The sequence below is a fragment of the Leisingera sp. ANG1 genome, from assembly GCF_000203975.2.
Classification (GTDB): Bacteria; Pseudomonadota; Alphaproteobacteria; order Rhodobacterales; family Rhodobacteraceae; genus Leisingera.
This window is the reverse complement of sequence record NZ_AFCF02000001.1, coordinates 86,783-105,949: the sequence shown is the minus strand read 5'-3', so window position 1 is coordinate 105,949 and position 19,167 is coordinate 86,783. Positions and strand designations below refer to the sequence as shown.

The 19,167-nt window shown below is 65.0% G+C and carries 21 protein-coding genes and 1 tRNA gene; 12 read left to right on the top strand and 10 right to left on the bottom strand.

The window, feature by feature from the left end:
- Nucleotides 1-30: 30 nt before the first annotated feature.
- Entirely contained in the window at nucleotides 31-786 is a 756-nt protein-coding gene (locus GC1_RS00540) for a 3-hydroxyacyl-CoA dehydrogenase (RefSeq protein WP_019298566.1), read from the top strand.
- 241 nt (nucleotides 787-1,027) lie between these two features.
- Here GC1_RS00540 and GC1_RS00535 read toward each other — a convergent pair whose 3' ends face one another.
- Nucleotides 1,028-1,384, bottom strand: coding sequence for a winged helix-turn-helix transcriptional regulator (locus tag GC1_RS00535; protein ID WP_019298567.1), 357 nt, complete (start codon nucleotides 1,382-1,384; stop codon nucleotides 1,028-1,030).
- 95 nt (nucleotides 1,385-1,479) lie between these two features.
- Between GC1_RS00535 and GC1_RS00530 the strand changes: the two genes are divergently transcribed.
- Together GC1_RS00530 and GC1_RS00525 are read left to right on the top strand one after the other, a co-directional pair.
- Nucleotides 1,480-1,767 carry a putative quinol monooxygenase gene (locus tag GC1_RS00530; RefSeq protein WP_019298568.1) on the top strand — a complete coding sequence of 96 codons (288 nt, stop codon included), beginning with the start codon at nucleotides 1,480-1,482 and terminating at the stop codon, nucleotides 1,765-1,767.
- 150 nt (nucleotides 1,768-1,917) lie between these two features.
- Nucleotides 1,918-2,472, top strand: a complete 555-nt coding sequence (locus GC1_RS00525) for a sugar O-acetyltransferase (RefSeq protein ID WP_019298569.1) — start codon at nucleotides 1,918-1,920, stop codon at nucleotides 2,470-2,472.
- A 145-nt stretch (nucleotides 2,473-2,617) separates the two neighbouring features.
- Here GC1_RS00525 and GC1_RS00520 read toward each other — a convergent pair whose 3' ends face one another.
- The 3 genes from GC1_RS00520 to GC1_RS00510 form a co-directional block, all read right to left on the bottom strand.
- Nucleotides 2,618-4,426: an ABC-F family ATP-binding cassette domain-containing protein gene (locus GC1_RS00520; RefSeq protein ID WP_082020203.1), complete on the bottom strand. Its 1,809-nt coding sequence runs from the start codon at nucleotides 4,424-4,426 to the stop codon at nucleotides 2,618-2,620.
- A gap of 69 nt (nucleotides 4,427-4,495) precedes the next feature.
- Nucleotides 4,496-5,236 carry a GNAT family N-acetyltransferase gene (locus GC1_RS00515; RefSeq protein WP_019296532.1) on the bottom strand — a complete coding sequence of 247 codons (741 nt, stop codon included), beginning with the start codon at nucleotides 5,234-5,236 and terminating at the stop codon, nucleotides 4,496-4,498.
- 64 nt (nucleotides 5,237-5,300) lie between these two features.
- Entirely contained in the window at nucleotides 5,301-5,774 is a 474-nt protein-coding gene (locus tag GC1_RS00510) for an outer membrane protein assembly factor BamE (protein WP_029204843.1), read from the bottom strand.
- A 101-nt stretch (nucleotides 5,775-5,875) separates the two neighbouring features.
- Here GC1_RS00510 and GC1_RS00505 point away from each other — a divergent pair, with 101 nt between their 5' ends.
- The 8 genes from GC1_RS00505 (at nucleotide 5,876) to GC1_RS00470 (ending at nucleotide 13,075) form a co-directional block, all read left to right on the top strand.
- Nucleotides 5,876-6,412, top strand: coding sequence for a YceD family protein (locus GC1_RS00505; protein ID WP_019296534.1), 537 nt, complete (start codon nucleotides 5,876-5,878; stop codon nucleotides 6,410-6,412).
- A 224-nt stretch (nucleotides 6,413-6,636) separates the two neighbouring features.
- Nucleotides 6,637-6,843: a 50S ribosomal protein L32 gene (gene rpmF / locus GC1_RS00500; RefSeq protein ID WP_008558107.1), complete on the top strand. Its 207-nt coding sequence runs from the start codon at nucleotides 6,637-6,639 to the stop codon at nucleotides 6,841-6,843.
- A 37-nt stretch (nucleotides 6,844-6,880) separates the two neighbouring features.
- On the top strand, nucleotides 6,881-7,993 hold the full coding sequence (plsX, locus tag GC1_RS00495) for a phosphate acyltransferase PlsX (RefSeq protein WP_019296535.1): 1,113 nt from the start codon (nucleotides 6,881-6,883) through the stop codon (nucleotides 7,991-7,993).
- An 18-nt stretch (nucleotides 7,994-8,011) separates the two neighbouring features.
- Nucleotides 8,012-8,983 (top strand): beta-ketoacyl-ACP synthase III, encoded by a 972-nt coding sequence (locus tag GC1_RS00490; protein ID WP_019296536.1) that lies wholly within the window; start codon nucleotides 8,012-8,014, stop codon nucleotides 8,981-8,983.
- A gap of 101 nt (nucleotides 8,984-9,084) precedes the next feature.
- Entirely contained in the window at nucleotides 9,085-9,387 is a 303-nt protein-coding gene (gene ihfA, locus GC1_RS00485) for an integration host factor subunit alpha (RefSeq protein WP_008207184.1), read from the top strand.
- Between the two features lie 16 nt (nucleotides 9,388-9,403).
- Nucleotides 9,404-11,590: a MerR family transcriptional regulator gene (locus tag GC1_RS22760; protein WP_019296537.1), complete on the top strand. Its 2,187-nt coding sequence runs from the start codon at nucleotides 9,404-9,406 to the stop codon at nucleotides 11,588-11,590.
- A 190-nt stretch (nucleotides 11,591-11,780) separates the two neighbouring features.
- Nucleotides 11,781-11,857: transfer RNA gene (locus GC1_RS00475), tRNA-Pro, on the top strand.
- Nucleotides 11,858-11,995: 138 nt separating this feature from the next.
- The gene (locus tag GC1_RS00470; RefSeq protein ID WP_019296538.1) at nucleotides 11,996-13,075 is read left to right on the top strand and encodes a 2'-deoxycytidine 5'-triphosphate deaminase; all 1,080 of its coding nucleotides are present in this window, start codon (nucleotides 11,996-11,998) and stop codon (nucleotides 13,073-13,075) included.
- Nucleotides 13,076-13,226: 151 nt separating this feature from the next.
- Here GC1_RS00470 and GC1_RS00465 read toward each other — a convergent pair whose 3' ends face one another.
- Entirely contained in the window at nucleotides 13,227-13,760 is a 534-nt protein-coding gene (locus GC1_RS00465; protein WP_036762093.1) for an Lrp/AsnC family transcriptional regulator, read from the bottom strand.
- Nucleotides 13,761-13,831: 71 nt separating this feature from the next.
- Here GC1_RS00465 and GC1_RS00460 point away from each other — a divergent pair, with 71 nt between their 5' ends.
- The gene (locus tag GC1_RS00460) at nucleotides 13,832-14,989 is read left to right on the top strand and encodes an MFS transporter (protein ID WP_019296540.1); all 1,158 of its coding nucleotides are present in this window, start codon (nucleotides 13,832-13,834) and stop codon (nucleotides 14,987-14,989) included.
- Here the strand turns inward: GC1_RS00460 and GC1_RS00455 are convergent.
- The 5 genes from GC1_RS00455 to GC1_RS00435 form a co-directional block, all read right to left on the bottom strand.
- Entirely contained in the window at nucleotides 14,982-15,179 is a 198-nt protein-coding gene (locus GC1_RS00455) for a hypothetical protein (RefSeq protein ID WP_019296541.1), read from the bottom strand. The genes GC1_RS00460 and GC1_RS00455 overlap by 8 nt on opposite strands.
- Nucleotides 15,180-15,261: 82 nt before the next feature.
- Complete coding sequence (scpB, locus tag GC1_RS00450; RefSeq protein WP_019296542.1) at nucleotides 15,262-15,939, bottom strand: SMC-Scp complex subunit ScpB; 678 nt, start codon at nucleotides 15,937-15,939, stop codon at nucleotides 15,262-15,264.
- A complete protein-coding gene (locus GC1_RS00445) occupies nucleotides 15,939-16,733 on the bottom strand; it encodes a segregation and condensation protein A (RefSeq protein ID WP_019296543.1) in 795 nt (264 codons plus the stop codon). The genes scpB and GC1_RS00445 overlap by 1 nt, the downstream gene beginning before the upstream one ends.
- Complete coding sequence (gene nagZ / locus GC1_RS00440; RefSeq protein WP_019296544.1) at nucleotides 16,726-17,730, bottom strand: beta-N-acetylhexosaminidase; 1,005 nt, start codon at nucleotides 17,728-17,730, stop codon at nucleotides 16,726-16,728. Before nagZ ends, GC1_RS00445 begins: the two co-directional genes overlap by 8 nt.
- A 154-nt stretch (nucleotides 17,731-17,884) precedes the next feature.
- Complete coding sequence (locus GC1_RS00435) at nucleotides 17,885-19,084, bottom strand: SPOR domain-containing protein (protein WP_019296545.1); 1,200 nt, start codon at nucleotides 19,082-19,084, stop codon at nucleotides 17,885-17,887.
- Nucleotides 19,085-19,167 lie beyond the last annotated feature (83 nt).

Genomic DNA, 19,167 nt, shown 5'->3' with positions numbered 1-19,167 from the left:
ATGTTCAGATAACCGGGAGGAGCCCCGCTCATGAAACTTGCAGACACCGCAGCCGTCGTCACCGGCGGCGCCTCCGGCCTGGGTGAGGCCACCGCGCGCTACTTCGCCGAACAAGGCGCCCAGGTCACCATCCTCGACCGCAACGCCGAACGCGGTGCCCAAGTGGCAGAGGAAATCGGCGGCCACTTTGCCCAGACCGACGTGACCAGCGAGGAGTCGGTTTCCGCTGCCATCGCCCATGCGGCAGAGAAGATGGGCAAGATCACCGCCTGCGTGAACTGCGCGGGCATCGCCATCGGCGCCAAGACCGTGGGCAAGGAGGGCGCGCACCCCTTGGATGCCTACAAGCGCACCATCGACATCAACCTGGTCGGCACCTTCAACGTCGCCCGCCTCGCCGCTGTCGAGATCGCCAAGAACGCGCCCGATGCGGACAACGCCCGCGGCGTAATCATCAACACCGCCTCCATCGCGGCATTTGACGGGCAAAAGGGTCAGGCCGCCTATGCCGCCTCCAAGGGCGGGGTTGCCGGCATGTGCCTGCCAATGGCCCGCGATCTCGCGTCCTCCGGCATCCGGGTGATGACCATTGCGCCCGGCATCTTCATGACCCCGATGCTGGCCGGCCTGCCGGAAGAGGTGCAGCAGCAGCTGGCCGCCGACGTTCCCAACCCCGCCCGCCTGGGCGACCCGCGCGAATACGGCCGTCTCGCCGGCTTCATCGTCGAGATGGGCTACCTCAACGGCGAGGTCATCCGCATAGACGGCGCCCTGCGCATGCGCTGACCTCTGCTGCTGATTCCGGGTCAAGGACGGCGCAGCCGCCGTGCGCAGCACGGTTCATCCTTGATGCGCAAGCAGCGGCAAACACACTCGATACCGCGCCTTCAGGGCAAACCTGCCCCTGAAGCGCTTCTCAGCAAAACCTTCAGCGTTGCGCAGCAACGAACGGCCCACGACCGCACAAAGGCGCCTTGGCGCAGCCAGGGCACCTACGGCCGCGGGAGTTTCTTGCCAAGCCGCTGCCTTAGCTCCCCGGCCCGGCACCCCAGGCCGCCAGCGCCTCGATCACCGGGCGCAGCGCCTGTCCCTTGCCGGTCAGGCTGTATTCCACCCGCGGCGGCACCTCGGCATAGACCTTGCGGTGCACGATGCCATCCGCCTCCAGCTCCCGCAGCTGCTTGGTCAGGCTGCGCTGCGTCACATCCCCCAGCGCCCGCGCCAGGGCATTGAACCGCAAGGTGCCGGGCAGCAGGTGATAGACGATCAGCCCCTTCCACTTGCCGGAGATCTGCTCCAGCGCCGCCTCAACCGGGCAGCCGCCGCTGCAATCGTAAGTCTCGAACCGTGCGGCCCGGCTTTCGCCCTGATCTACAGTATCCATTTTGTACCTACCCTCACAAAATGTGCGTTCTTGCGCAGAATACACCGTGCAGCCATATCCCGTCCCGTCACATCCCTCAAGAACAGGAGGCCCAAATGGCCCTGACAATTCTCGCCCAGATTACCGCCCAGCCCGGCAAGGAAGCCCTGGTCAAAGCTGAACTCGAAAAGCTGGTGCCCATCACCCGCGCTGAGGACGGCTGCATCCGCTATGACCTGCACCAGGACAATCAGACGCCCGGTTTTTTCGTGTTCTACGAAACCTGGGAATCGCGGGAGCTGTGGCAGCAGCACATGAACGCACCGCATCTGGCCGCCTATATGGCGGCAACCGAGGGTGCAGTCGCCGCCTTCACCCTGAATGAGATGACCCAAACCGCCTGAGCTGCTGCCCGCCGGGCACCGCACCAGCGGTGCCCGGCCCAAGGCCGCACAAGGGCGCCTTGGCAAAGCCAGGGCGCCTGCGGGCGCGGGAGCACACCCGCAATTGACAATCGATGCCGCCCGCCCTTCACTCCGGGTCAGGAGGCGCCGATGAACAAATCCGAACGGCAGAAAATGCAGGCAGGGGAATGGTACTGTTGCCTGGACAGCGAACTCTCCGCGTTGCGCCACCAGGCCCGGGTTGCGGTGCATCAGCACAACAGCGCACTGCCTGACCCGGCTGAGAACCTCAGCCCGCCGCTCGCCAACCTCTTCACCGCCCACGGTGAAAACTGCCTGATCGAGGCGCCGTTTCACTGCGCCTACGGCATCAACATCCGGCTAGGCAACAACGTCTACATGAACGCGGGCTGCACCATTCTGGACACCGCCCCCGTCAGCATCGGCGATGGCACTATGCTGGGTCCGAACGTGCAGATCTACTGCGCCCAGCACCATAAAGACAGGGAGTTGCGGGCCACGGGGCTGGAGATCGCCCTTCCCGTCACCCTTGGCGCAGATGTCTGGATCGGCGGCGGCGCGATCATCCTGCCGGGCGTCACCATCGGCGACGGCGCCATCGTCGGCGCGGGCGCCGTGGTGACCAAAGATGTCGCCGCGGACCAGACCGTCACCGGCAATCCCGCCCGCCTCCGGCAGGGGTAATCAAAGGGTAAATCCAGCGCCCGCCGCCTTCACCCGCGATTCAACTTTCTTAATACTTTCCAAATCATTACGGCAGCATCCTTGACCAAATGTTTCGCGCGCGAAACATTTGGTCAGGCGTACTGACCTAACTGGGGAACCGGCCTCAGGCCCCAGCCTTCTCCTCCAGCTCCAGCCATTCCTCTTCGGCTGCAGCCAGTTTTTCCTGCCGCTCCACCAGCGCCTCGGTGGCCTTCTTGAACTTGACCGGCTCGCGGGTGAACAGCTCGGGATCGCTCATCAGCTCCTGCAGCTTGCCGATCTCCGCTTCCAGCCGTTCGATCTCCGCAGGCAGCGCCTCCAGCCGGTGCTTCTCCTTGAAGCTGAGCCCGTCCTTGGGCTGGCTCTCCTGCTTGGGCTTCGCCTTTGCAGGCTTCACCTTCTCCGCTTTCTCAGAAACCTCCAGCGGCCCGCGCTGCGCGATGTAATCGCTCCAGCCGCCGGCATAGGCCGTGGCCCGCCCATTGCCTTCCATCGCAATGGTGGTGGTTGCCACCCGGTCCAGGAAATCCCGGTCGTGGCTGACCAAAAGCACAGTACCGTCGTAGTTGTCCAACAGCTCCTGCAGCAAGTCCAGCGTCTCCACATCCAGATCGTTGGTCGGTTCGTCCAAAACCAGCAGGTTCGAGGACCGCGCCATCAGCCGCGCCAGCAACAGCCGCGCCTTCTCGCCGCCCGACAGCGACCGAACCGGCGCCCGCGCCTGGCGCTCGTCGAACAGGAACTCCTTCAGGTAGCCCACCACATGCTTGGGCTGGCCGCGCACCATCACTTGATCAGCCTTGCCGGATATGCCCAGCAGCGGATCGGCCGTCAGGTTCTCCCAAAGGGTCGAATCGCCGTCCAGCTGGTCACGGGTCTGGTCGAACAGGGCGATCTCCAGATTGGTGCCCAGCTTCACAGAACCCGCATCCGGGTTTTCCATCCCCAGCAGCATCTTCAGCAGCGTAGTTTTCCCCGCGCCATTGGGGCCGACAAAGGCCACCCGGTCGCCGCGCTGCACTTTCAGTGAGAAATCCCTGACGATCTCCTTGCCGCCAAACGCCTTGCTCAGACCTTCGGCCTCAATCACCTTGCGGCCCGACTTCGGCCCGGCCTCCAGCGCCATCTCAGCCGCACCCTGGCGCTTAATCTGGCCCGCGCGTTCCGCCTTCAGATCCTGCAGCGCCCGCACCCGGCCCATGTTGCGCTTGCGCCGGGCAGAAATGCCCTCGACCGCCCAGCGGCTTTCCGACTTGATCAGCCGGTTCAGCTTGTGGCGCTGCATGTCCTCGTCTTCCCAGGTCTTGTCGCGCCAGGCCTCGAAATGCTCAAACCCCTTTTCCTGGCGGCGCACCTCGCCGCGGTCCACCCACAGGGTGGCGCGGGTCAGCGCCCGCAGAAACGCCCGGTCGTGGGAGATCAGCACAAAGGCCGCGCGGGTGCCTTTGAGCTCATTCTCCAGCCAGGTGATCGCCTCGATATCCAGATGGTTGGTCGGCTCGTCCAGCAGCATCAGGTCCGGCGCTTCGGCCATCAGCTTGGCCAGCGCCGCGCGCCGCCGCTCGCCGCCGGAGGCAGTTTCCACCGGCCTTGCGGGATCAAATTTCAGCCCCTCGCCCGCGCGTTCCACCTTGTACATTTCGCCGGGGTCCAACTCGCTGGCGGCAAAATCGCCTAAGGTAGCGAACCCCTCCATCTTCGGGTCCTGCTCCATGTAGCCGACGGATTTGCCCGGCGGCACCACGATGTCGCCCTGATCGGCTTCAACAATCCCCGCCATCACCTTCATCAGCGTGGATTTTCCCGAGCCGTTGCGGCCCACCAGCGCCACCCGGTCGCCGGGCTGCACCACCAGATCAAGGTTCGAAAAAACCGGATCACCCCCGAAGGTGAGGGAAATGCCGGACATCTGCAAAAGAGGAATACGTGCCATGCCAGCCAGCTACCCCGGCGGCCAAATCCCGTCAACGCTCCCCGTTCATCTTTCCTGAAATACTCATAATCACCCGGCCACTGCCCGCAGCAGCCGCTTGCGGGCGTCAGGAATTGCGCCGGTCTCAAGGCCGGTGAAGACATGCAGCGTGTTCATCTGCCGGTCCACCACCGCATGACCGCTGACCCAGCCGCCCATCGCCAAATAGGCCCGCAGCAAGGGCGGCATCGCCTGCAGTGCCTTCTTCGCATCTGCCGTCCGCGGCGACTCCACGGAAAAACGCACCACCTCAGGCGCCCTTTCAGCCGGGCGCCACTGCGCAGGCGCCAGATACCGCTGCCGCAGCAATTCAAAGGCATCCTTGTAGGGCTCGGCCGAGGTGCCCGCAAAGGAGGAGCAGCCAAACAGCATCTGCACCCCCTGCCCGTCTACAAGGCCCGTCAATGCCCCCCAGGCGATACGCAGGATGTCGGGATCCTGCCATTCCGGGTGCGTGCAAAAGCGGCCCAGCTCCGCCATCCGCCCCGCAAAGTTTTGGAGCGCAGAAAGATCATAGAATTGCGCCGAATAGCTTTGCTCCAGCACTGCGCCGCCCTCCAGCAGCAGCAGCCGGAAACAGCAGACCAGCGCGCCGCTGGCCTTTTCCTCCACCAGAACATGGGTGCACCGGCTGTCAAAGGGGTCGCTGTCGGCGGCGGCGGTCCGGAAACACAGTGTCCGCAGCGCCTGTGCCGCCGCCACATCATCGGCACCCGCAGCAAGCCGGGCACGGTAGCGCCCCTTGCTCAGCAATATCTCAGGTTCCGCCACGGCGGCCTCCAGCTTTCCGGCTCAGCCCATAACATATGCGCTGTGACAGAGCAGTGAAGCCGGCTTATTCGTTGTTCAGCAGCTGACCGGGGCCAAAGTTGCCCAGGTTGCCCAAGAGCTGGCGCAGGAAGGTGTTGTCCTGCACACCGGAGCTGGTCACCCGGCGCTCCAGCGGCACCACCTTACCATCCTCCAGGCTGTAACGCTCGATTGCCTGCACCACGCCCGAAGTGTCGAAACTGATCGCCACCAGATCGCGTGCCACCGGCTCGGGCGCCTTGGCCCCGTAGTGGCGGAACCGGGTGGCGACATAATAGTAGCCGCTGTCGTTCAGCACGCCGGTCGAGGACGGGATGCCGATGGTTTCCGCCACCGAATCCCGTGTGTCGATGCCCGGCACCACTTCGGCCAGCTGATGCGGCGACGGCACATAGCCGTGCTTGCGGTAGACGGACGTGCAGGCCGCCAGTGCCAGCCCTGCCGCCGCAAATACTGCGCCGCGCAAAACGGCCTTGAAGTGAAATGCCTTTGCAACCATGACTGCCCCCCAGCCTGCCGCCATGACCGGCGGCTTGAATACGTCTTTTAACCCGATTACCTAATGACCGCCTCCGGTTCAAGAAACGAAAGTCCCCGAATATGTCTGACAGCACCGCTTTGCGGGTCGCGGACCTGCCTCAGAACACCCCGACTGCCTTTGAAATCATCCCGGACAAGGACACCCTGACCGCGCTTGCGGCGGAAATGGGGGTGAACGCAGTGCGCAAACTGCGCTTCACCGGTGAAATCAAGGCGATGGGCAAGAAGGACTGGAAACTGATCGGCCGCCTGGGCGCCACCGTGGTGCAGGATTGCGTGGTGACGCTGGAGCCGGTCACCACCCGGATCGAGGAACAGGTGGAGATCACCTACCTGGCCCGCGTTGAGACCCCGGAAGGTGCCGAGGTCGAAATGCCCGAAGATGACAGCATCGAACCGCTGGGCACACACATCGACCCGGCTGCCGTGATGGCAGAGGCGCTGGCACTGCATATCCCCGCCTATCCGCGCAAGGACGGCGCAGAACTCGGCGAAGCCGTTTATGCCGAGGATGGCGTGCAGCCGATGCGGGACGAGGACACCAAGCCCTTCGCCGGTCTTGCCGCGCTGCGCGGCCAGCTGAAAGATGAGGACTGAGGGCAGAATTTTTGCAGCGCAGAAAATCGCCTCTGGCGCCGCCCTTCTGCCTGCCGTAAAAAACAGCTTGCGCCAGCGGAGATTCGCAGTATTTTCGCGCGCTCATCGGAATTTTTGGTTGGACAATGCTTGGGCAGACGCCTAAACGCACGTCAGACTGATCGAACAGAATGCAATCGCGCCGCGGGGATGGCCCCAAGGCCCAAACAGACAAAGGTTGAGACATGGCCGTCCAACAGAACAAAGTATCCAAATCGCGCCGCAACAACCGCCGCGCGCACGATGCACTGGTTGCTGCGAACCCGAACGAATGCGGCAACTGCGGCGAGCTGAAGCGCCCGCACCACGTATGCCCCTCCTGCGGCCATTACGACGACAAGGAAATCGTCGCAGCGGCTGACGAGATCGAGATCGACGAGGACGCGGCGTAAGCCACGGACAGGATCCTGATGCCAGGCAGGCTTTCGCATGACGGGTAAACCCGATCAAAATCAGGCAAAAGCCGGCCGCATCACTATTTCTGTTGACGCCATGGGCGGAGACGCCGGCCCCGCAGTTGTGGTGGCCGGCATTGCCATGTCTGCAGAAAAGAACCCGGAAATCGGGTTTATCCTGCACGGGCCCGCGGATCAGCTGACACCGCTGGTTGCCAAGAAGCGCGCCCTGAAAGGCCGCGTCGAGATCCGCGATGTCCGCGATGTGGTCACCATGGAGGATAAACCCTCCCAGGTGATGCGCAACGGCAAGGGCACCTCGATGTGGTCGGCGCTGGATGCGGTCAAGAACGGCGAGGCCTCGGGCGCCGTCTCCTGCGGCAACACCGGCGCGCTGATGGCGCTGTCGATGCTGCGCCTGCGCAAGCTGCCGGGCGTCAACCGGCCCGCCATTGCGATCCTCTGGCCCTCGCTGAACCCGCAAGGCTTCAACGTGATGCTGGATGTCGGCGCCGACGTGAAGGCGGATGCAGAGGATCTGCTGCAATTTGCCCTGATGGGCACGTCTTACGTGCGCAACTCGATGGACATCATCCGCCCCCGCGTGGGCTTGCTGAATGTCGGCACCGAAGAACACAAGGGCCGCGCCGAGCTGAAGGAGGCCTACGGGCTTATCTCAGACCAAGCCGGGCAGGCGAATTACGAGTTTGTCGGCTTTGTCGAGGGCAGCGACATTCCCGGCGATATTGCCGATGTGATCGTGACCGATGGTTTCACCGGCAATGTGGCAATCAAGACCGGCGAAGGCACCGCCAGCCTGATGCGCACCGCATTGCGCGAGGCGTTCGGGTACTCGTTCCTGTCCAAGATTGCCGCGGTTCTGGCGATGACCTCGCTGAAACGGCTGTCCAAGCGGATGGACCCGCGCCGCGTCAACGGCGGCGTGTTCCTGGGCCTCAACGGCACGGTGGTGAAATCCCACGGCGGCGCTGATGCCACGGGCGTCTCCGCTGCAGTCAAGCTGGCGTTCCGGCTGGCACAGCACGGATTCGCCGAAAAGCTGGCCGCGCGGGTTGCATCTGCCGGCCTGCATACCCAAGATAATACTGCCCCCCGCGAGATGCGGGCGGCCACCGAAAAAGACTGAAAATAGGCAGGCAGACGGATGACGCGACGCGCGGTAGTTGTTGGCACAGGACACTATCTCCCCGAACGGGTGGTTGAAAACGCGGAATTCGAAGCCACGCTGGACACAACGGACGAATGGATCCGCAGCCGCTCCGGCATCGAACGCCGCCATTTTGCCGCTGAGGGAGAGACCACATCGGATATGGCCGCCAAGGCAGCTGAACGCGCTTTGGCGGACGCGGGGCTGACCGCGGATGATGTGGATGCCATTGTTGTGGCCACCTCCACCCCCGACCTCACCTTCCCTTCCGCCGCCACCATGGTGCAATCCAAGCTGGGCATGACAAAAGGCTTTGCCTTTGACGTGCAGGCGGTCTGCGCGGGCTTTGTCTATGCGCTCAGCAATGCCAGCGCTCTGATCGCTTCGGGCCAGGCAAACCGGGTGATGGTGATCGGCGCAGAGACCTTCAGCCGGATCATGGACTGGACCGACCGCGGCACCTGTGTGCTGTTCGGCGACGGTGCCGGGGCGCTGCTGCTGGAAGCGCAGGAACAGCCCGGCACCAATGCGGACCGCGGCATCCTGGCGACCGACCTCAACTCCGACGGCCGCTACAAGGACCTGCTGTACGTGGATGGCGGGGTGTCGACTCAGTCCACCGGCCATCTGCGGATGCAGGGCAACCAGGTGTTCCGCCACGCGGTCGAAAAACTCGCCTCCACCGCCAACACCGCGCTGGACCGTGCTGGCCTGTCGGCAGCGGATGTCGACTGGATCGTGCCGCATCAGGCCAACATCCGCATCATCCAGGGCACAGCCAAGAAAATGGGCCTCAGCATGGACAACGTGGTGGTTACCGTGCAGGATCACGGCAATACCTCCGCCGCCTCCATCCCGCTGGCCCTGTCGGTCGGCAAGGAACGCGGCCAGATCAAGGAAGGCGATCTGATCGTGACTGAGGCCATCGGCGGCGGCCTGGCCTGGGGAGCAGTTGTGCTGCGCTGGTAACCGCGCAGCTCTAATTTCCGCCCGAATACCCCGGTGCAATTCATTGATATTGACAGGGAAATTCCCTCCGCCCTATGCTTTGGCAAACAACGGGGATTGGTATGGGCGAAAAAACACTGACAAGAATGGATTTGAGTGAAGCTGTTTTCCGGGAAGTCGGCCTGTCGCGCAACGAAAGCGCACAGCTGGTAGAAAGCATGCTGCAGCATATGTCGGATGCCCTGGTGCGCGGTGAACAGGTTAAGATTTCCTCGTTCGGCACCTTCAGCGTAAGGGACAAGTCGGCCCGGGTCGGGCGCAACCCGAAGACGGGCGAAGAAGTGCCGATCCAGCCGCGCCGCGTGCTGACCTTCCGGCCCTCCCACCTGATGAAAGACCGCGTGGCAGACGGCAACCGTAAGTAACGGGACCAATTAAGCCATGTCGAAATCACCGGACGCCTTCCGCACCATCAGTGAAGTTGCGGATTGGCTGGACGTGCAGGCGCATGTTCTGCGCTTCTGGGAGAGCAAGTTCACCCAGGTAAAACCTGTAAAGCGCGCCGGCGGGCGGCGCTATTACCGGCCTGCGGATATGCAGCTGCTGGGCGGGATCAGGAAACTGCTGCACGTCGACGGATTGTCGATCAAGGAAGTGCAGGCACTGCTGCGCGAGCAGGGCGTGGCCCATGTCGCCAGCCTGTCGCATCCGCTGGACGGCGAGGAAGAGCCTGCTGTTGAGGCGCCGCCGCCCGCGGACAAGCTGGGCGATGACTGGGATCAGTCGCTGGAGCAAAGCGCCGAGGCCGCGTCCGAAGCCCCCCCCGAAGACAGCAATGTGGTTGGTTTCCCGCAAGCCTCCGGTGCAGACGCTGCCCCTCCGGCCTCCGCATCCCCGGAGCCAGCCCCCGCTTCCCCGCGGCCCGAAGCTGCCGCTGCGCCGCAAATGCAGATGGATCTGGCTCCACCCGCAGCGGGAGGCAGCACTGCCCCCTCCGGCGGGACGCCAGCGGCCCCCGCAGGGGAGCCATCCGGCGCAGAGGCAGAGCCGCCTGCAATCGCAGCAACAGGTTTGGCCCCCCAGGACGGCGCCTCGGAGGCCCCCGAAACGCCTGCGCCTGCAACTTCTGCACCGTTTGAGGATCAACCTGAGCCATCGCTGCCAGCGTCTGAAGCAGCCCCGGAACCGCTGTCCGGTGCAGCGGACGCTGTGATGCCCGATGAGGCATCTGCATCTCAGGTTCAGACACAGGAAACCGCTGCGGCAGCCGCTCTGCATGAGGGTGATTCCGCACCGGAACAGCCGGCCGAGCCCACCGGCCAGGCACCGCAGGATCTTTTTGCGGATCAGGCCGCCGCAGAGCCGGCCGCCATTGAAGAGAATTCGCCGGCCCCGGAGCTGACGGAGGCCGCCGCGGACCCTGACCCCGCGCCTGAAACGGCTGACGGGACAGAGGAGCTGCAGGAAACCTTTGCAGGCGCACCCGCTCCTGCGGAGGAAGCGCTTGCGGCCGCGCCGGAAGCCGCGGAAGCAACTTTGGAAACCGCGCCAGAGGCTGCCGCAGGGACCACCCCCGAATCTCAGCCCTCACCGCTGGAAGAGATCGCCCCCCTGACCGGACAGGAACATCTGCCCGAACCGGAGGAAGAGGCGGAAACCATTTCCACAGAGGATCCTGCCGCGGCCGAGACACCACCTGCGGCTGCGCAACAGCTGCACGAGGATGCGCAGGAAACTGGCCAGGAAGTGGCAGCAGACCCAGCCCCCGATACGGCACCTGCTCCGCTGGAGGATATCGCGCCGCTGAGCGGTCAGGAGCACCTGGACGTGGCGGAATCAGCCCCCGCTGAGGACCTGGCCGCGGAACCGCAAAACTTCGCGCAGGACAGCACTGCCGCCGGAGTGCCCGCAGCCGCCGGACTGTCTGCAGCAGAAGAAATGCAGGACGCCGTTCAGAACCCCGAACCGGAAGCCGCTTCCGCTGCGGCTGAGTTCACAGAGGAGGTTGCCCCCGCAGTTGAACCCGTGGCGGAGCCGGAGCCTCAGGCAGAGCCCGAGCCCGCAGAAGACACGCTGGTTGCAGCTGCAGGACTGCAGCCCGAGGAGCCGCTGGACTTCGCCGTTTCCGCAGAAGAGTCCGTGCAAGCAGCGCCAGAGCCGGAGGAAGATCAGCCCTCTGATCCCGCCGCAGCCTTCCCGCCGCATGATCTGGACGAAGCTGCCCGTCAGGTGGACGCGCTGGAATTCGCGACCGGCTTCAACGGCGGCGGGGACGACGCGCAGGACGACGGCGAAGCGGAGGTTCTTGCGGAAGCCGGACAAGATGCCCAGCCGGATGTGTTCGCGGAAGCAGAGCCGGATATGCAGGCAGATGCCCTGACCGATGCAGAGACGGAGCCTGCGCTGGCAGAGAGTGCGGCACAGCAGACAGAGGCACTAACGGAACCTGAACCGGCGGACATGTCCGAACAGCAGCCTGCGGCAGACGAAGAAACCGCCGTCCCTGCCCCGGTGCAGCCCGGCATCCTGACGCTTCTGGCCGAAACCCGCAGCCTGCCGCCGCAGTCTTTGGCGGGCATTGCCGCCTGCGCCGATGAACTGCGCGCTTTTGTTCAGAACAGGCCCTGAAGCCGGAATTCGGCGCGAATTCCGGCCCGGAAATCACGTGATTTCCGAGCCGTTTCCCGCGCCGGGAAACGGATGCCGTCTGTGTCTGCCCCGGCAACTGCTTCTGGCTGCTGAATTTCTTCGCGGGGCTGCAAAAAATCTTGCTGCCCCCTCTTGCCCCTGCTGCGAAAACGGTTAGAAGGCTTTGCAACGGGCTATGGCGCAGCCTGGTAGCGCGTCCGTCTGGGGGACGGAAGGTCGCAGGTTCGAGTCCTGCTAGCCCGACCATATGAAAAACGCCCGGGTGTTCACGCACCCGGGCGTTTTCGTATCCAGCGCAAGGCTTTGCCAGTTGCGAACTGGGATTGCGAACCGGCCCCGTTTGGGCCAGCATCGCCGCAAAGCCGGCGCGGAGGGGGACAGGACATGACAGGCGTATTGCCCAGCCAGACCATCGAAACAATGCTGGAACGCGGGGAGATCACCGTCAGTACACCGCTGGTGGAGGGCCAGGTGCAGCCCGCCAGCCTCGACTTGCGCCTCGGCAATGTGGCCTACCGGGTGCGGGCGTCGTTTCTGGCCGGCCAGGGCCGCAGCGTTTCCGACCGGCTGACCGAATTCGAGATGCACCGGATCGACCTGAGCAACGGCGCGGTGCTGGAGAAGGGCTGCGTCTACGTGGTGCCGCTGATGGAAGGGCTGGCGCTGCCGGATGATGTCTCTGCCGTCGCCAACGCCAAAAGCTCCACCGGGCGGCTGGACCTCCTGACCCGCACCATCACCGACGGCGGCGAGGAGTTTGACCGCATCAAGCCCGGCTACACCGGCCCGCTTTACGCAGAAATCTGCCCCCGCTCCTTTTCGGTGCTGGTGCGCCCCGGCATGCGACTCAACCAAATCCGGTTCCGCACTGGCCAGGCGGTGCTGTCGGACGCGGAATTGAAGATGCTGCACGCCGGCTCGCCGCTGGTGGATGGCGAGGCTGTGATCGAGGACGGCCTTGGCTTCTCCGTCGATCTGAAGCTGCCCGGCACCGATCTGGTCGGCTACCGCGCTAAACCGCACACCGGCGTCATCGACCTGGACCGGATCGGCGAGTACGACCCGCAGGAATACTGGGAAGAGGTGCGCACCAAGGATGGCCGCATCATCCTGGACCCTGGTGCGTTTTATATTCTGGTGAGCCGCGAGGCGGTGCATATCCCGCCCGCCTATGCGGCGGAGATGGCCCCCTATCTGGCGATGGTGGGTGAATTCCGGGTGCATTACGCCGGTTTCTTCGACCCCGGGTTCGGCCATGACGCCGCCGGCGGCACCGGCTCCCGCGGGGTGCTGGAAGTGCGCTGCCACGAGGCGCCGTTTGTGCTGGAGCACGGCCAAGTGGTTGGCCGCCTGGTCTATGAGAAGATGGCCGAGGTGCCGGAGCAGCTCTATGGTGCGGGCATTGCCTCCAACTATCAGGGCCAGGGGCTGAAACTGTCGAAGCATTTCAAGACGCCGGAGTAATCATCTGCAGCTAACGGCTGCGCCCGGCCCGGCGGGGCAGGAAGCGAAGCGCTCGCCCGTTTTGCCGGAGGCAAACCTCCGGTTTGACGGGGGCCGGACGGGCGCTGCCCGGCCTTCGGCCAGGCGATAGATCAGTTACTTCACCGCGCCCTCAACGCTTGATATATAAATCCTCTTCCAGCTCCGCGCTGACCCCGGCCTGCACGGTGCGCTCCAGATGGGTGGAGAGCGTCATATAGGTGCGGGTTCCGCGCACCCCCTCGACGTCATAGATGCGGGCCAAGAGCCCCTCCAGCGCATGCGGCGAGGCCACCCGCACCTTGAGGATCAGGCAGGTGTCGCCGGTGGCAGTGTGAATCTCCTCCACCTCCGGCCAGGCTTCCAGCGACATAAGTTCTGCCGTCTTTCCCCAGCCGACCGTGTCCACATGGATGAAGGCCAGCATCGGCTTGCCCACAGCAGGCCCGTCCAGCTGCGCCACCGTCGCCCGGATCGCGCCAGAGGCCCTGAGCCGCTTCACCCGCTCATGCACCGCGGGCGCCGAGAGGCCCACTTCCTGGCCGATGGCGGCGTAGGAGAGCGTCGCATCGACGCTCAGCGCGCCTAATATTTTTCGGTCCAATGCGTCCAAAACACGGGCGGCCCCGCCGTTTCTCCGAACCTCATCTGTTTTTTCCCTGACCATCTTCGCCCGCCCTTCACAGAACACCATTCAGCATATAGCAAAGATATCTGAACATTCTTCAAGGTAAACCCATGCGAACCCCGATTCTGATCCTGATGAGCGCCATTGGCGTGATTGGCGCCAACTCCCTGCTGCTGTCGCCGGTGGTGACGGCGGTCAGCCAGACGCTGAACGCCGCCACGGCAGAGGTGATGCGGGCAGCCAGCGCCTATGGGCTGGGGGTTGCCGCCGCAGCCTTGCTGCTGGCACCGCTCGGGGACCGGATCGGCGCCGGGCGGCTGATGCGTGCTGCCCTCCTGCTGCTTGGGGCCGGGCTGGGCGCCAGCGCCGCAGCACCGGATGTCTGGACACTGATGGCAGCGCAGGCGGTCTGCGGGCTGGCGGCGGGGGCCGCCCTGCCCTCGATCTACACGCTGGCAATGGTGATAGCCCCCAAGGGACGCGAAGCGCAGGTGCTGGGCTACGTGCTGGCGGGCTGGACCGTGTCGATGGTGCTGGGTGTCAGCGTCAGCGCCTGGGCCACCGATCTCGCGGGCTGGCGCGCGGTCTATGGCACGCTGGCGGGCGTGGCGCTGCTGCTGTGGGGCGCTTCGGCCCAAATGCGCGCCGCGGGCAGCCCCAGCGGCCAGGCCACTTCGCCATTGACAGCACTGCGGGTGCCGGGGATCGCACGCGGCCTTTTGGCAACCGCGCTGCTGATGATGGGGTTTTACAGCAGCTATTTCTTCACCGGTGCCCATATCACCCAAACGCTTGGCCTCAGCACCACCCAAGCAGGCCTGCTGCCGCTGTTCTACGGCATCGGCTTTGGCCTTGCGGTGCTGCTGGATCCGCTCTTGGACCGCTTGGGGCTGGCCCGCGCCACAGCGCCGGTACTGCTGGCGGTCACAGCCAGCTACCTCATGATGATGGCGGTGGCACCGCTTTACCTGCTGCTGTTGGGGGCGGCCCTGATCTGGGGCATGTTCCAGCATCTTGCCCTCAACCTGCTGGTGGCGCGCCTTACGGCGCTGGAGCCTGCGCAGCGCGGCGCCATCATGGGGCTTTACAGCACCGTCACCTATCTCTGCGTCTTTGCGGCGCCTTTCGCGGGCGGGCTGCTGTTTGCAGGCTGGGGTTTGGCGGGCTGCCTGATGCTGTCTGCGCTGCTGGCGCTCAGCGGCGCGGCTGAGGCGTTTGGCCTCCGGCGAAAGCCCGGCGGTGCGCTGCCCGCTAGTTCCGCTACTTGACCTTGGGAATGCGTGACCTTGCATTGCGGAATTTGCGCTGCGGGCTGGGGCCGGCTCCGAACCCCGGTGCCGGCCCTTTGCTCTTGCCGAGCCGCTGCGCACCGTGTTGCGCCGCGCGGCGCAGCCCGGCATTAACCGCGCGCCCGATCAGGCGGCGCAGCACCATGCGGATAATCCAGTTCGCATTCATGGCCTCAGTCCTCTGCCTTCGCTTGCCTGCCACCGTAGAAGAGTAATGCGGCAATTTCCGGGCGCTCGAGGCCACGGAGGCGTCACTCCTCGAACAGTTCCGCCTGTTCTTCCGCCTCGTCGTCCTCGTCGCCGCCCTGACCCAGCGGCAGGCTTCCCGGCGGCGGCCGGTTCTCCAGCAGGCCCGCGGCGCGCAGTTCCTTGAGGCCCGGCAGGTCGCGGGCGCTTTCCAGTCCGAAATGGTCCAGGAAATCCGGCGTCACCACAAAGGTCACCGGCCGGCCCGGTGTCATCCGGCGGCGGCCGAGGCGGATCCAATCCATCTCCATCAGTTGGTCGATGGTGCCGCGCGACACCGACACACCGCGGATTTCCTCGATCTCCGTCCGTGTCACCGGCTGGTGATAGGCGACAATGGCCAGGGTTTCGATGGCGGCACGACTCAGCTTGCGCAGCTCGGTGGTTTCCTTCTGCATCAGGAAGCCAAGGTCCGGAGCGGTGCGGATCGCCCAGGCATCACCCAGGCGCACGACGCGCACACCACGCCCCTCATAGCGCTTGCGCAGATGCTCCAGCGCCTCGCGCGGGTTGCAGCCGGGCGGCATGCGGCCTTCCAGGTCGCGTAAGGTAACGGGCTCGGCGCTGGCAAACAGCACCGCCTCCACCATCCGCTCCTGCTCTGCCATGGGCGGTGCGTCAAACAGGGTGTCGTTCTCGGTCCGGCCAGAGCTGCTGGCCGCGTCCATGATCTGATCTTCCATCAGGTATCCTCGTCGAGGCTGCGCAGCTGAATGGGCGCAAATGTTTCGCTCTGCCGCAGCTCTGCCTTGCCTTCCTTGACCAGCTGCAGCGAGGCGGCAAAGGTCGCCGCAGTCGCTGAACGGCGCTTGACCGGATCGCTGTGCCAACCGTCCGGCAGATAGCTGATCAGGTCGGTCCAGTCGCCAGTGAAACCCAGCAAATGCCGCATGCGGTCCAGCGCCTCCTCCATGGTGAAGACCGAGTCGCGGTCCATCACGAAGGGGCGGAAATCCTCCTTGGTGCGGATGCGGGCATAGGCCTGCATCAGATCCAAGAGGTTGGCGGTATAGGTCACGGTCTTGATCCGGGCGACGTTCTCTTCCTCGCCGCGGGCAAAGAAGTCGCGGCCCAGCCGGTCGCGCCCCATCAGCCGTGCGGCGGCGTCGCGCATCGCCTGAAGGCGCTCCAGCTGAAATGCCAGGTGGGCGGCCAATTCCTCGCCCGACGGGCCCTCTTCCTCCGGATCGGGGGGCAGCAGCAGACGGGATTTCAGGAACGCCAGCCAGGCCGCCATCACCAGATAGTCGGCGGCCAGCTCAATACGCAGTTCCTTGGCCTTCTCGACAAAAGCCAGGTACTGTTTTGCCAGCTCCAGCACCGAGATCTTGCGCAAATCGACTTTCTGCGTGCGCGACAGCGTCAGCAGCAGGTCGAGCGGGCCTTCGAACCCGTCCACGTCCACGATCAGGGCCTCGGCCGCCAGCCGTTCCTCTACGCTCGTGTCCGCTTCTGAAAAAAGTGTCTGCTCAGCCATACACCTGCCCGCCCATGAGGGCGGCAAGTTCTCTTTCAGCGCTCATAATGTCAAGGGCAACAGGCGCGCGGCGGGCCTCCAGCGCGCGCTCTGCGCGGGTCTGTGCCGCTTCGCTCATGGTGCCTGCGGCCTCAGCCACGGCGATCCGTTCCTCCAGCGAGGCATTGCACAGCAGCACCACATCGCAGCCTGCCTCGATCGAGGCGTGGGCGTTGCCGGCCAGCGAGCCTTTCAGCGCTTTCATCGAGATATCGTCGGTCATAATCAGCCCGTCAAAGCCGATGCGTTCCCGAATGAGCCGCATCATCACCGGCGAGGTTGTGGCCGGGCGGTCGTCATAGGCGTCATAGACCAGATGCGCGGTCATCCCCAGCGGCAGGTCATTGAGTGCCGCAAAGGCGGCAAAATCGCCTTCCTCCAGCATTTCCGGGTGGCTGGCCACATGCGGCAGGTCCAGGTGGCTGTCGGCGGTGGCGCGGCCGTGGCCGGGGATGTGTTTCAGCACCGGCAGCACGCCGCCGTCCAGATGCGCGGTGGCCACCGCACGGGCAATCCGCGCCACGGTTGCGGCACTGGTGCCATAACACCGGTTGCGCAGGAATTCGTGAGTCTCCGCATAGGCGATGTCAGCGATCGGGGCGCAATTGCTGTCGATGCCCAGGGTGTGCAGCTCATGCGCAATCAGACGGTAGCGCAGATACATGGCACGGACGGCATCCTCGCCGGCCAGCTGCACATGCTCCAGCGGCGGGCGCCAGTTGCGCGCCAGCGGCTTGCGCAGCCTTTGCACCCGGCCGCCCTCCTGATCGATGGTGATCGGGCAATTGCGGCCCACCGCCTCGCGGAAGTCGTTGCACAGGGCCTGGATCTGCTCAACGTCTTCCAGATTGCGGGCAAACAGGATGAAGCCGAAGGGATCCGCATCACGGAAGAACGCCTTTTCATCTGCACTCAGCCGCAGGCCCTCGGCATCAAGGATCGTGGCTCCGTAGGTCATGATTGCCCCCTGGTGTTCGCGCTCCCCCAGTCAGTGACAAAAAGGGCTGCGCCCGGCCCGGCGGGGAGGGTGCAAAGCGCCCGCCCCGTGGGGGGCAGGACGGGCGCTGCCCGGCCTCGCGGCCGGGCGGAACATTAGTCTGCCGTCTGTACTGTTACCGGGTGGTTACCGGAATGCAATCCGCATTGCCGGCCACCAGCGCCGAGCAGAACCGGCGCGCATCCGACAGCCCGTCAAAGCCCATCGCCCGCAGCCGGTAAAAGGTGCGGCCGCCGCTTTCGGCGCGCTGGATCACCCGCTGCTTGGTTTCCAGATACTCCGGGAAACGGGCGCTGATGCGGTCCCATTCGGCGCGCGCCACCTCGGGGCTTTCATAGGCGCCCAGCTGCGCCAGACGGGTGCCGGCCGCCAGGGTTGCCGGGTCCACATCCACGGTTCCGGCACGCGCTGCCGGCGCGGCAGCGGCCGGAGCCGGGCTGAACCGTGCGGGCCGGGCCGAGGGCCGCAGCGAGACCTTGACGCCGGGCGCATTCAGCAGCGCCGGAGAAACCGTGGCAGCGGCCAGCGCAGGCTGCAGCGGTTCCGGCTGCACAATTGCAGGCGCCGCCGCCGAGGCAGGCACCGCCGCGGAAACATCCTCGGCCTCGCGCGCAAGCTCCGCCACCAGCGCATCGATATCGCCGTTCTGGAAGGACGCCACTGCCTCCTCGCTGACACCTGTCTCGGCGCCAAGGGCTGCTGGGGCCTCCGGTTCTGCCGGGGCGGCGGGCACGTCCGCAACCGGCGCGGCCTCTGCCGCCAGTTCCGGCAGCGGTTTGTCGTCTTCTGTAAGCTCAATGGCAGAGGGCGCCAGCGTCAGCCGATCGGCGGGCGCCTCGGCGCTGCCGCGGGCGGCCACTGCGTTCACGGCCAGCCCCTGATGGTCGGCTTGGCTGCCACCCGGGTTTGCGGGCTGTTCACGCATCGGGCCTTCGGCGGCACGCACCACCGGCACACCGCTGACGTCGCGCATCACCAGCTTGTAGCCCCAGAAGCCGACGCCCGCGACCAGCGCGATGGAGGCCACCGCGCCCAGAATGCTCAAGGATTTGGAGAACCGTGCCCGCAGCCCCGCAGGCGCCGCGGCATAGGCCGCGTACTCATCCGCGCCGTAGCCCTGCCCCTCTGGCTGGTAGCCATAGGCCGGATCTTCATAGCCATAGGCTGGTTCAGCGCCAGGCCCGGTATACTGCTGCCCTGCATAGGTCTGATCGGAGTACTGCTGCCCATAAGAGCCGCCAGTTGCGGTGTCCTGCTGCCGGCCATCGCCCTGTGAATAGGCGTGCCCCTGGCCCGCCTGCGCAAAATACGCCATTGTCCGCCTCACTGCTCGGTTCGGCAGCACCTGAACCGGTGCTGCACCCCAAGTCTCTTGAACTGCCTCAGTCCGGCGGAATG

Coding starts and splice junctions, on each gene's coding strand:
- nagZ (WP_019296544.1), bottom strand. CDS start 17,730: ATGACCTACGGAGCCACGATCCTTGATGCCGAGGGCCTGCGGCTGAGT.
- ihfA (WP_008207184.1), top strand. CDS start 9,085: ATGGGCGAAAAAACACTGACAAGAATGGATTTGAGTGAAGCTGTTTTC.
- GC1_RS00540 (WP_019298566.1), top strand. CDS start 31: ATGAAACTTGCAGACACCGCAGCCGTCGTCACCGGCGGCGCCTCCGGC.
- plsX (WP_019296535.1), top strand. CDS start 6,881: ATGACGGGTAAACCCGATCAAAATCAGGCAAAAGCCGGCCGCATCACT.
- GC1_RS00465 (WP_036762093.1), bottom strand. CDS start 13,760: ATGGTCAGGGAAAAAACAGATGAGGTTCGGAGAAACGGCGGGGCCGCC.
- scpB (WP_019296542.1), bottom strand. CDS start 15,939: ATGGAAGATCAGATCATGGACGCGGCCAGCAGCTCTGGCCGGACCGAG.
- GC1_RS00445 (WP_019296543.1), bottom strand. CDS start 16,733: ATGGCTGAGCAGACACTTTTTTCAGAAGCGGACACGAGCGTAGAGGAA.
- GC1_RS00535 (WP_019298567.1), bottom strand. CDS start 1,384: ATGGATACTGTAGATCAGGGCGAAAGCCGGGCCGCACGGTTCGAGACT.
- GC1_RS00520 (WP_082020203.1), bottom strand. CDS start 4,426: ATGGCACGTATTCCTCTTTTGCAGATGTCCGGCATTTCCCTCACCTTC.
- GC1_RS00470 (WP_019296538.1), top strand. CDS start 11,996: ATGACAGGCGTATTGCCCAGCCAGACCATCGAAACAATGCTGGAACGC.
- GC1_RS00505 (WP_019296534.1), top strand. CDS start 5,876: ATGTCTGACAGCACCGCTTTGCGGGTCGCGGACCTGCCTCAGAACACC.
- GC1_RS00435 (WP_019296545.1), bottom strand. CDS start 19,084: ATGGCGTATTTTGCGCAGGCGGGCCAGGGGCACGCCTATTCACAGGGC.
- GC1_RS00460 (WP_019296540.1), top strand. CDS start 13,832: ATGCGAACCCCGATTCTGATCCTGATGAGCGCCATTGGCGTGATTGGC.
- GC1_RS00530 (WP_019298568.1), top strand. CDS start 1,480: ATGGCCCTGACAATTCTCGCCCAGATTACCGCCCAGCCCGGCAAGGAA.
- GC1_RS22760 (WP_019296537.1), top strand. CDS start 9,404: ATGTCGAAATCACCGGACGCCTTCCGCACCATCAGTGAAGTTGCGGAT.
- GC1_RS00510 (WP_029204843.1), bottom strand. CDS start 5,774: ATGGTTGCAAAGGCATTTCACTTCAAGGCCGTTTTGCGCGGCGCAGTA.
- GC1_RS00490 (WP_019296536.1), top strand. CDS start 8,012: ATGACGCGACGCGCGGTAGTTGTTGGCACAGGACACTATCTCCCCGAA.
- GC1_RS00455 (WP_019296541.1), bottom strand. CDS start 15,179: ATGAATGCGAACTGGATTATCCGCATGGTGCTGCGCCGCCTGATCGGG.
- GC1_RS00525 (WP_019298569.1), top strand. CDS start 1,918: ATGAACAAATCCGAACGGCAGAAAATGCAGGCAGGGGAATGGTACTGT.
- rpmF (WP_008558107.1), top strand. CDS start 6,637: ATGGCCGTCCAACAGAACAAAGTATCCAAATCGCGCCGCAACAACCGC.